10 protein-coding genes are annotated in these 9,915 nt (G+C 64.2%); 3 read left to right on the forward strand and 7 right to left on the reverse strand.

What is annotated here, in order from left to right; all coding sequences use genetic code 11:
• Nucleotides 1-203 precede the first annotated feature (203 nt).
• Both adk and ppc read right to left on the reverse strand, forming a co-directional pair.
• A complete protein-coding gene (adk, locus tag ACK1U9_RS11365) occupies nt 204-854 on the reverse strand; it encodes an adenylate kinase (RefSeq protein WP_046616115.1) in 651 nt (216 codons plus the stop codon).
• 257 nt (nt 855-1,111) lie between these two features.
• Nucleotides 1,112-3,739 (reverse strand): phosphoenolpyruvate carboxylase, encoded by a 2,628-nt coding sequence (ppc, locus tag ACK1U9_RS11370; protein ID WP_046616114.1) that lies wholly within the window; start codon nt 3,737-3,739, stop codon nt 1,112-1,114.
• A 199-nt stretch (nt 3,740-3,938) separates the two neighbouring features.
• Here ppc and ACK1U9_RS11375 point away from each other — a divergent pair, with 199 nt between their 5' ends.
• From ACK1U9_RS11375 to ACK1U9_RS11385, 3 genes are all read left to right on the forward strand, one after another.
• Nucleotides 3,939-4,283: a pilin assembly protein gene (locus tag ACK1U9_RS11375; RefSeq protein ID WP_046616113.1), complete on the forward strand. Its 345-nt coding sequence runs from the start codon at nt 3,939-3,941 to the stop codon at nt 4,281-4,283.
• Between the two features lie 275 nt (nt 4,284-4,558).
• Nucleotides 4,559-4,972 carry a DUF4398 domain-containing protein gene (locus tag ACK1U9_RS11380; protein WP_085601948.1) on the forward strand — a complete coding sequence of 138 codons (414 nt, stop codon included), beginning with the start codon at nt 4,559-4,561 and terminating at the stop codon, nt 4,970-4,972.
• A gap of 50 nt (nt 4,973-5,022) precedes the next feature.
• Nucleotides 5,023-5,814, forward strand: a complete 792-nt coding sequence (locus tag ACK1U9_RS11385) for an OmpA family protein (RefSeq protein ID WP_015269164.1) — start codon at nt 5,023-5,025, stop codon at nt 5,812-5,814.
• A gap of 121 nt (nt 5,815-5,935) precedes the next feature.
• On the opposite strand, the gene ACK1U9_RS11390 is transcribed toward ACK1U9_RS11385, so the two are convergent.
• From ACK1U9_RS11390 to ACK1U9_RS11410, 5 genes are all read right to left on the reverse strand, one after another.
• A complete protein-coding gene (locus tag ACK1U9_RS11390) occupies nt 5,936-6,262 on the reverse strand; it encodes a hypothetical protein (RefSeq protein WP_003252219.1) in 327 nt (108 codons plus the stop codon).
• Nucleotides 6,259-7,182 (reverse strand): alpha/beta hydrolase, encoded by a 924-nt coding sequence (locus ACK1U9_RS11395; protein WP_046616110.1) that lies wholly within the window; start codon nt 7,180-7,182, stop codon nt 6,259-6,261. Before ACK1U9_RS11395 ends, ACK1U9_RS11390 begins: the two co-directional genes overlap by 4 nt.
• Nucleotides 7,154-8,431, reverse strand: coding sequence for a flavohemoglobin expression-modulating QEGLA motif protein (locus ACK1U9_RS11400; RefSeq protein WP_085601946.1), 1,278 nt, complete (start codon nt 8,429-8,431; stop codon nt 7,154-7,156). Before ACK1U9_RS11400 ends, ACK1U9_RS11395 begins: the two co-directional genes overlap by 29 nt.
• 135 nt (nt 8,432-8,566) lie before the next feature.
• Nucleotides 8,567-9,115 (reverse strand): hypothetical protein, encoded by a 549-nt coding sequence (locus ACK1U9_RS11405; RefSeq protein ID WP_003258915.1) that lies wholly within the window; start codon nt 9,113-9,115, stop codon nt 8,567-8,569.
• A 29-nt stretch (nt 9,116-9,144) separates the two neighbouring features.
• Nucleotides 9,145-9,849 (reverse strand): TetR/AcrR family transcriptional regulator, encoded by a 705-nt coding sequence (locus tag ACK1U9_RS11410; RefSeq protein ID WP_046616108.1) that lies wholly within the window; start codon nt 9,847-9,849, stop codon nt 9,145-9,147.
• Between the last annotated feature and the right edge of the window lie 66 nt (nt 9,850-9,915).

Here is a 9,915-nt window from a genome sequence, read left to right on the forward strand (position 1 = left end):
AATGGCCTGAGCCCTGTCAGCTACAGGACTCAGGCTACTGGCTAAAACTGTCCAACTTTTCGGGGGCAGTCCAGGTACTGCACAGCCTTCAGAATCGGCGCGGTCCTGTGGGAGCCGGCTTGCCGGCGATGGGCTGCTTAAGCAGCCCCACAAACGATAACGGCCCGCAAGCGGGCCGTTGTCGAGGTGCGTCGGGCTCTGGATCAGCTCAGGGCTGCCAGGACCTTGGCGGTGATGGCTTCGACCGAGCCGACGCCTTCGATGTGGCTGTACTTCGGCTTGCCGCCATTGGCGGCCGACAGCTTCTGGTAGAAGTCCACCAGCGGCTTGGTCTGGCTGTGGTACACCGACAGGCGATGGCGAACGGTTTCTTCCTTGTCGTCATCGCGCTGGATCAGGTCTTCACCAGTCTCGTCGTCCTTGCCTTCCACTTTCGGCGGGTTGTACTGAATGTGGTAGGTGCGGCCCGAGGCCAGGTGCACGCGGCGGCCAGCCATGCGGCCGACGATTTCCTCGTCGTCCACGGCAATTTCCACGACGGCGTCGATGTCGACACCGGCAGCGACCATGGCTTCTGCTTGCGGAATGGTACGTGGGAAGCCGTCGAACAGGCAGCCCTTGGCGCAATCAGGCTGGGCGATGCGCTCCTTTACCAGACTGATGATCAACTCGTCGGAGACCAGCTGGCCGGCATCCATGACTTTCTTCAGTTCCAGGCCCAGCGGGGTACCGGCCTTGACGGCGGCACGCAGCATGTCACCGGTGGAAATCTGGGGAATACCGAACTTTTCGGTGATGAACTTTGCCTGAGTACCTTTACCGGCCCCGGGAGCTCCCAGCAGAATTACGCGCATCTCGTGCTCCTCAAATTTTTTTATGAAATTCAATGGATTCGGCGACCAGGGCCAAGTCCGGAAAATCGGGTATGACCATAAATAGGTCAGAAGGCTGCTCAAGATACACAGCGCTCGGCAGCCAGACAAGCGTCCCAAAGTTGCAGGAATGCGCCACCTACGGCTGGCCTGGCAGGCGGTTGCGCCCGGCGCAACCACCCTCCTCGCCCGCTTGCATGCCCTGCGCAGCACCTGCCCAGGACGCCCCGGGCCTGCACTCAGCCGGTGTTGCGCAGGCCGGCTGCAATACCCGCCACAGTCACCAGCAAGGCCTGCTCCAACGGGCTGTCCAGAGCGGCTTCGCGGCTGCGCGAGCGGGCCAGCAACTCGGCCTGCAGGCGGTGCAACGGGTCCAGGTAGGTGTTGCGCAGGCTGATGAATTCCAGCGTCTCGGGGCTGTGCGCCAGTAGCACCGGCTGCCCGGTAAGGCCAAGTACCACCTTGCACGACTGCGACAATAGGTCGCGCAGGTGCGCACCCAATGGCAGCAGGTGCGGTTGCACTAGACGTTCGTCGTAGGCCTCGGCGATCTGTGCATCGGCCTTGGCCAGCACCATCTCGAGCATGTCGATGCGGGTGCGGAAGAACGGCCATTGCTCGCGCATCTGCGCCAGCAGTTCACCCTGGCCACGGGCCAGGGCATTGTTCAATGCCGTTTCCCAGCCAAGCCAGGCTGGCAGCATCAGGCGGGTCTGGGTCCAGCCGAAGATCCACGGGATGGCCCGCAGGCTTTCGATGCCACCGGCGCGGCGCTTGGCCGGGCGGCTGCCCAGCGGCAGGCGCCCCAGCTCCTGCTCCGGGGTGGACTGGCGGAAGTACTCGACAAAATCGGGGTTCTCCCGCACCACGCTGCGGTAGGCCTTGACCCCATCGGCGGCCAGCTGGTCCATCACCTCGCGCCAGGCCGGCTGCGGTGGTGGCGGTGGTAACAGGGTAGCTTCAAGCACGGCGGCCAGGTACAGGTTCAGGTTCTGCTCGGCGATGCCCGGCAAGCCGAACTTGAAACGGATCATCTCGCCCTGCTCGGTTGTACGGAACCGCCCCGCCACCGAACCCGGTGGCTGCGACAGGATTGCAGCGTGGGCCGGGCCGCCGCCGCGGCCTACCGTGCCGCCACGGCCGTGGAACAGCAGCAGCTCGACCTGGTGCTCGGCGCAGATACGCACCAGGTCTTCCTGGGCCCGGTACTGCGCCCAGGCCGCTGCCGTGGTACCAGCGTCCTTGGCCGAGTCGGAGTAACCGATCATCACCTCCTGCGGACCGCGCAGGTTGGCGCGGTAGCCTGGCAGGCCGAGCAGGCGCTGCATCACCGGGCCGGCATTGTCGAGATCGGCCAGGGTCTCGAATAGCGGCACCACCCGCATGGGCCGAGTCAGGCCGGCCTCCTTCAGCAGCAGCTGCACCGCCAGCACATCCGAGGCAGCACCGGCCATGGAGATGACGTAAGAGCCCAGCGAGGCGGCCGGCGCGGCGGCAATTTCCCGGCAGGTGGCCAGTACCTCGGCGGTATCGGCCTGCGGCTTGAAGTGCGCGGGCAGCAGTGGCCGGCGGTTTTTCAGCTCGGCCTGGAGAAACTCGATGCGCTGCTCTTCATCCCAGTCGGCATAACGCCCCAGGCCCAGGTAGTCGGTAATCTCGCTCAACGCATCACGGTGGCGGGCGGCGTCCTGGCGCACATCCAGGCGGCCCAGGAACAGGCCGAAGGTCACGGCGCGGCGCAGGCAATCGAGCAACGGGCCTTCGGCGATCACACCCATGCCGCAGGCGTGCAGTGACTGGTAGCACAGCTCCAGCGGCGCGATCAGGTCGCGGTTGTCCACCAGCACCTCGGCGCTGGCCGGCTGGCTGCTGGTCAATGCCGAATGCGCCCAGGCGCGCGTTGCCCGCAGGCGATCGCGCAGTTGCTTGAGCAGGGAACGGTAGGGTTCTGCACTGTCACCGACCCGCTCGCGCAGGGCATCGTCGGCCTGCTGCATGGACAATTCGGAGGCCAGCGCATCGATGTCGCGCAGGAACAGGTCGGCAGCCATCCAGCGCGCCAGCAGCAGAACTTCGCGGGTGACAGCTGCGGTCACGTTGGGGTTGCCATCACGGTCACCGCCCATCCACGAGGCGAAGCGGATCGGCGCCGCCTCCAGCGGCAGGCGCAGGCCGGTAGCTTCCAGCAAGGCCTTGTCGACCTTGCGCAAGTGGCTGGGGATGGCGTGCCACAGCGAATGTTCGATCACCGCAAAGCCCCACTTGGCTTCGTCCACCGGCGTCGGTCGGGTGCGGCGGATTTCTTCGGTGTGCCAGGCCTCGGCGATCAACCGGCGCAGGCGCTCGCGCACCTGCTCGCGTTCGGCCGGGGTCAGATCGCGGTGGTCCTGGGTAGCCAGTTGGCCGGCGATGGCGTCGTACTTCTGGATCAGGGTGCGGCGGGCCACCTCGGTGGGGTGAGCGGTGAGCACCAGCTGGATGTCGAGCTTGGCCAATTGCCGTGCCAGGGCATCATTGCTGTGCCCGGCCTGCTTCAGGCGCGCCAGCAGCTCGGGCAGCACCCGTGCCTCGAACGGCTCGGGCTGGTCGGCGTCTCGGCGGCGGATCAGTTGGTATTGCTCGGCCATGTTGGCCAGGTTGAGGAACTGGTTGAAGGCCCTGGCCACGGGTAGCAAGTCTTCATCGGCCAAGTCCGCCAGGGTCGAACTCAGTTGCTCGCCAGCGCTGCGGCGGTCGGCCTTGGCACTGTGGCGGATGTCCTCGATCTTCTGCAGGAACGCCTCGCCATGCTGCTGGCGAATGGTATCGCCGAGCAGCTCACCCAACACATGGACATCTTCACGCAAACGCACATCGATATCGGTCATTGGCCCTCTCTCCGGCGCGGCTCTGGCGCATTGCATCCCTTTTCAGCCTTTACCCGCTCCCACAAGGGTGCGCGGTATTCGCACCAAGAGTGCCCACAGCCCGGCGCCGATGGCAAGCCGTGATCGGCCAAAGCAAACTAAAGTGAAAGCACGACACTCCCATGCAATGCAGCCCTTTCAGGCGTCAACAGAGGTCATCATGAAAATCCGTGAACTCGCCAGGCACTGGGAACAGAATGCCGCCGGTACCCTCAGCCCCACGGGCCATGTCCTGCACCTGGACCTTGAGTCCGAAGCGCGCCTGGCCGCGCTGATCGACATGTACCCCAAGCGCACCGCCGAGGAACTTCTCGGTGAGCTGGTCGCGGCAGCCCTCGAGGAACTGGAAGCCAGCTTCCCCTATGTGCAAGGCCGCCAGGTCATCGCCACCGACGAGGAAGGCGACCCGCTGTACGAGGACATCGGCCCTACTCCGCGCTTTCTGTCGCTTTCGCGACAGCATCTGCACGCCCTGAGCAACCCAGCAGCCGACAGCCAGAAGTAATCCGCCGCCCCCGCTCCGGGCCTGGCAAAGGCCCGGAATACCGCTACGCCCCGCGAAAGTTCCGGGCGAATCGCACTGACCGATTAGTCAGAAATAGTTATCCGCTCAGGATGATTTTTTCTGAACTATCCGAAAAACGCGTCAGTCACAGCCAATAGCCATCACGCTAAAACCCTGCACACCTGCCGTTGTGCACCGTTGAGCTGAAGCGCGTGCACGTGTCAGGGAACGAGCGATGGACTGCTACGGACAACGTCGTAAACAGGAGTGATCCAATGGAACTGACCACCAAGAACACCCGCATCTACAAACCCTCATCCACTCATGTGCGCGGGTTGAAGCTGGCAGCGCTGGCCCTGGGCAGCAGCCTCGTTCTGGCCGGCTGTGCGGGCAACCCGCCCACCGAGCAGTATGCAGTCACCCAGTCCGCCGTGAACTCCGCCGTCAGCGCTGGCGGCACCGAGTTCGCCGCCGTGGAAATGAAAGCGGCGCAGGACAAGTTCAAGCAGGCCGAGATCGCCATGCATGACAAGAAGTACGACGACGCCAGGCGCCTGGCCGAACAGGCCGAATGGGACGCCCGCCTCGCCGAACGCAAGGCCCAGGCGGCCAAGGCCCAGAAGGCCGTGCAGGATGCCCGCCAGGGCGTTCAGGACGTACGTGAGGAAGGCCTGCGCAGCGCTCAGTGAGCCCTGCCGCGCCCCCCTCGGCCTTCGCACACGATCAAAGGATGAACACTATGCGCAACTACGTCATGATTCCCGCCCTGCTGGCCCTGAGCGTCGGTCTTGCTGCCTGCTCGCACGACCCTAACGCCAACCTCGAATCGGCCCGCACCAACTTCTCCTCGCTGCAGAGCGACCCGCAATCGAGCAAGGTTGCCGCGCTGGAGACCAAGGACGCCCAGGACTGGCTGAACAAGGCCGACAAGGCCTACATGGACCGTGAAGACGAGAAGAAGGTCGACCAGTTGGCCTACCTGACCAACCAGCGCGTCGAGGTGGCCAAGCAGACCATTGCCCTGCGCACCGCCGAAAGCGAACTGAAGAACGCCTCGGCCCAGCGCGCCCAGGCCAAGCTGGACGCCCGCGACGCACAGATCGCCAAGCTGCAGGACAGCCTCAACGCCAAGCAGACCGACCGCGGCACGCTGGTCACCTTCGGTGACGTGCTGTTCGACTTCAACAAGGCCGAACTCAAGAGCAACGCCTACCCGAACGTCACCAAGCTGGCGCAGTTCCTTCAGGAAAACCCGGAACGCAAGGTGATCGTCGAGGGTTACACCGACAGCGTAGGCTCTGCCAACTACAACCAGGGCCTGTCGGAGCGCCGCGCCAACAGCGTGCGCATGGCACTGGTACGTGCTGGCGTCGACCCGGCGCGCATCGTCGCCCAGGGCTATGGCAAGGAGTACCCGGTAGCGGACAACTCGAGCAATTCGGGGCGTGCGCAGAACCGTCGGGTGGAGGTGACCATCTCCAACGACAACCAGCCGGTGGCGCCGCGCTCTGTGAGCCAGGTACAGCAGTAAGGCTGGCTAGCTGAACTGACAAGCCCCGCGCTCGACGCGGGGCTTTCTTTTGCCTGTTCCGGCCCTTTCGCGGCTAAAGCCGCTCCCACAGGGACCACGTACAGGCAGCAGAGATAATGGCTCACTGCACCTGCTGCGGGGTTTCCTCGCCCATGCAACGCACCGCGCGCTTGCGGTTGTCCACCAGCACCCCGGTCAGGCCTTTCTGCTGGGTATCGAACAACACCAGCACGCCATCGACGCATTGGGCCACTTGTGGCGCCGGGTCGAGCGAGACCTTGTAGTCCTCGCCTGGGATGGTCTTGAGCATGGTGAAGTCCTGCAGCAACAGGGCATCCTCGGGCTTGGCGAAATGCAGGTAACCGTAGTACCACAAGGCCCCCACCGTCACGATGATGCTGCCGACACCGGTCAGGATCAGCGGGATGGCGTTGCGTTCTTCACTCATTGCTTGTTCTTCTCGTCAGGGTAATTGGGTACTTCGGCCAGCCGCCGCAGGCCGTTGAAATGGCTGGGGTCGTCAAGAAAACGCAGCATCACCTGGCGCCAGGTCGGGTCGGCGAAGGTCTGCACGTGGCCGCCACGGGTCAGTTGCAGCACCCGTGGCGCAGGCGCGTGCTGGTACAGGCGGATGCCGTTGTCCATCGGCACCAGGGTGTCGTCGATGCTGTGGAAGAACAGCTTGGGCGGGCTGCTCAGTTGCGCGATCGAGCGGATGGCGCTGTCGCCGTCCGGCACCAGCCACGACAGCGGCACCTGCAGCGGCCAGGTCATCCACGAGGTGCTGAGGGCAAAACGCCCGACCGCACGGTAACTGGCCGGCACACCGTCGAACACCAGGGCACTGAAACGCTGGCGCTGCTCCGGGTGGGCCGCCAGGTAGTGAATGGCCATGGCCCCGCCGAGGCTCTGCCCCAGCAATACCAGCGGCTTGCCCTTTACCTCGGGCGCCTGTTCCAGCCAGGCCATGGCCGCCGCGATGTCCTGGTACACCTCAGGCAGGCTCGGCTCGCCCTGCGACAGGCCGTAGCCGCGGTAATCGATCATCAATACCTGGTAGCCCTGCTCCGGCAGCCAGTAGCTGCCGCCCAGGTGCCCAGGCAGGTTGCCGCCATTGCCGTGCAGGTGCAGCACCGTGCCCTTGACCTGGACCCCGGCCTTGGCCGGCAACCACCAGCCGTGCAGGCGGATACCATCAGCAGTGGTCAGGGTGACATCGCGGTATTCGAGCCTGGCCCGCTCTGGCGTGAACGCCTGGCCACGCTCGGGGTAGAACAGCAGGCTGCTGCAACCGCCCAGGCCCAGCAGGATCAAACCCAGGGCCAGCAGGCGGCAGCACTCAGAGAATGTTCGCGTAATCGGCTTCAATGCGATCCAGGCTCAGGTGGTTGAGGAAGTTGGAGAAGCACATCCAGGCCGACAGCGCGTTGAGGTCGCGGAACTGCTCGGGCAGGTACTTGGGAGGCTCGACCAGGCCTTCCTCGACCAACTGTCGCAGGGTACGCATGTCTTCCAGGGTGGTCTTGCCACAGAACAGCAACGGGATCTGTTCGAGCTTGCCCTTCTTCACGGCCAACTGAATGTAGTTGTAAACCATGATGAAGCCCTTGAGGTAGGACAAGTCCTTGGTAAATGGCAGGCCATTGGGCACCGACCCACGGAACACCCGGCTGGCGTTGCTGTAGCTCTGCGCCATCTCGAACCCCTGCTCGCGGAAGAAGTTGTAGACCTGCATGAAATCTGCACCCTCCTCGACCATGTGGATGGCGCGGGTGCGATTGGTGAGCTTGCGCAGGCGGCTGGGGTAGGAGGCGAAGGCGATCACCTCCATGAGGATGGCCAGGCCTTCCTGCGTTACCGTCGACGAGGGCGGGCCCTTGGCCAGGAAAGTACAGATCGGCTGGTTCAGGCCGTTGAGCGTGGTACCGACATGCACCAGCCCTTCGTGCACCTCCAGGGCGCGCACGTCACGGGAGTTGAACATGGCGTCGGCACGCACCTTGATGTAGTCAGCCCCGGCCGCAGCATCGGCGACGATACCGTCGGACTCGAACACACGAATGGTTTCCTCGGCCTCGCCGAACACCTTGTTCAACCGGTGCTGGAGGATTTCCACAGCCTCCTTGGCGGTGAGGTTCTTCGGTTCGTCCTTGAGGTCGCCACGGCCATCGATGTTGTTCAGGTAGTCCGACAGCATCAGGCCGAGGTCGGCCAGGGTCGGGTCACCAGCGTGGAAGGCATCCGAAGCAGCGCCGTACAGTTCCTGGGAGATCAGGCCGAAATCCTCGGTGCCGCGCGCTTCGAGCATGCGCACCACCATGCGGTATTCGCGACACATGCGCTTCATGATCTGCCCGACCGGGTTGAACTGGCCGAGCTGGCGAATGATGTCGCGCTCGATGCCCTGGAACTCGGCCTTGACCGCGCTGGAATCGAACGCCAGCGGGCGCGACTGGTAGTAGGCACGGTCGACGGCCGGCGGCTCCTTGCCCTTGGCCTTGAGGAAGCCCTGGCGGATGTTGTCGTCCCACTTCACCGCGTCCAGGACCCGGATCGGGGTCTGTGCCGCAACGATGCGGTCGGACAGGGCACGGATGGTTTGCTGGTATTCGTCCACCGGGGACTCCTTTCTAGTACAAGAAACCTGTACCGGCCTCTTCGCGGCTAAAGCCGCTCCCACTGGTACTGCATCAGGCTCGAAACCGGTGCGGTCCCTGTGGGAGCGGCTTCAGCCGCGAAGAAGCCAGCACGGTCATTTGCCGGACCGCTGGAACCGCGCCACTTCAACGAACAGGTCGGAGTTGGCCGGGTCGTCCAGGTACGCCAGCACCCGCGCCGACGGGCTGTCGATCAGCACGCCGTCGCCGTTGTCTTCCGGCACTTCGGTGCTGCGCCCGGTCAGCTCCTTCTTGTCCACCGCCTGCTGCACCTGCTCCACATCCAGGTTGTAGACCACCAGTTCCTTGCCATCGACGATATCGAAACCGCCGATAAGGAAGTTGCCACCCAGGCGTTTCGGCACGCCAGCCGACAGGTACCAGCGGTTGCCGTGGCGCGACACGGTGAACACGTATTCCTCGGGGGCCTTGCCCTTGGCCGTGGCCACCGCCTTGTAGGCATCGCCGCCGCTACGGCTAATCACCAGCTTCAGCGGCTCACCCCAGGCGTCCTTGCTGCTCCACTTGCCGAGCAGGGCCTTGGGCGCTGCCTGGTTGCTCGGCAAGGGCTCGTGAAAGGTCACCAGACAACCGCCCAGCAGCAGGAATGACAAAGTCAACAACACCACACGCCAGGCTTTCATCAGGTTCTCCTTGAAAAGTCGGTCTCGGCTCAGGCCGATGCCAGCACCAGCTGCAGGTATCGGCTAAGCATAGCGAGCATCTGCCCATCGGCTTGCGCATTCGCATCCTTGAGCAGGCCCTGATATTCCATCTGCTCGATAATCGCCGTCAACATTTGGGCATCCTGTTCCGGTTGCTGCGAACCCACCACCTGCAGCAATTGGCGGGTGCCATGCAGCAAAATCTGTTCATGGGCGCACACCAGTTGAGCAAGGCGCGGGCAAAGCAGCGCCTCCTGGCGAAAGGCCTGTTCGGCCATCAGGAAGTCGCGGCGGTTCAGCAGTTGCCGCTGCACGTAGTCGGCAGTCATGCGCGCGACCTCGTCAGCCAGGCGTGCCCGCGCCTGCGGGCTGCCGTCACCCTGGGCCAGCAACTGGCGCAACACCACCTCGGTATTGGCCCACAGCTTGGCCATGTAGGCGGCGCTGCGTTCGACGTACTGGGCGAAGGTATCGGTGAGCAGGTCCTCGATATCCTTGAAGTAGTAGGTGGTGGCCGACAGTGGCACACCGGCCTCGGCGGCGACGGCGCGATGGCGCACACCGCGCACGCCATCGCGCACGACAATGCGCATGGCGGCGTCGAGGATCTGTTGACGACGCTGCTCGCTGCCTTGGCGGGCAGTCTTGCGGCCTTGGTATTGCACGCTTTCGGCGACGGCGGTGGCGATGCCGGCGGCGCCCTGGTGAGGCATTGCGGGTGTCACAGGGGGTACCTCATGGTTCAAGTCATCTGCAGCCTGTACCGGCCCTATCGCCGG

It is taken from the genome of Pseudomonas sp. XP1 (assembly GCF_053557675.1).

What these genes read in the sequence shown, in the direction of transcription:
- adk (WP_046616115.1), bottom strand. Translation starts at nt 854, where the DNA reads ATGCGCGTAATTCTGCTGGGAGCTCCCGGGGCCGGTAAAGGTACTCAG.
- ppc (WP_046616114.1), bottom strand. Translation starts at nt 3,739, where the DNA reads ATGACCGATATCGATGTGCGTTTGCGTGAAGATGTCCATGTGTTGGGT.
- ACK1U9_RS11375 (WP_046616113.1), top strand. Translation starts at nt 3,939, where the DNA reads ATGAAAATCCGTGAACTCGCCAGGCACTGGGAACAGAATGCCGCCGGT.
- ACK1U9_RS11380 (WP_085601948.1), top strand. Translation starts at nt 4,559, where the DNA reads ATGGAACTGACCACCAAGAACACCCGCATCTACAAACCCTCATCCACT.
- ACK1U9_RS11385 (WP_015269164.1), top strand. Translation starts at nt 5,023, where the DNA reads ATGCGCAACTACGTCATGATTCCCGCCCTGCTGGCCCTGAGCGTCGGT.
- ACK1U9_RS11390 (WP_003252219.1), bottom strand. Translation starts at nt 6,262, where the DNA reads ATGAGTGAAGAACGCAACGCCATCCCGCTGATCCTGACCGGTGTCGGC.
- ACK1U9_RS11405 (WP_003258915.1), bottom strand. Translation starts at nt 9,115, where the DNA reads ATGAAAGCCTGGCGTGTGGTGTTGTTGACTTTGTCATTCCTGCTGCTG.
- ACK1U9_RS11410 (WP_046616108.1), bottom strand. Translation starts at nt 9,849, where the DNA reads ATGCCTCACCAGGGCGCCGCCGGCATCGCCACCGCCGTCGCCGAAAGC.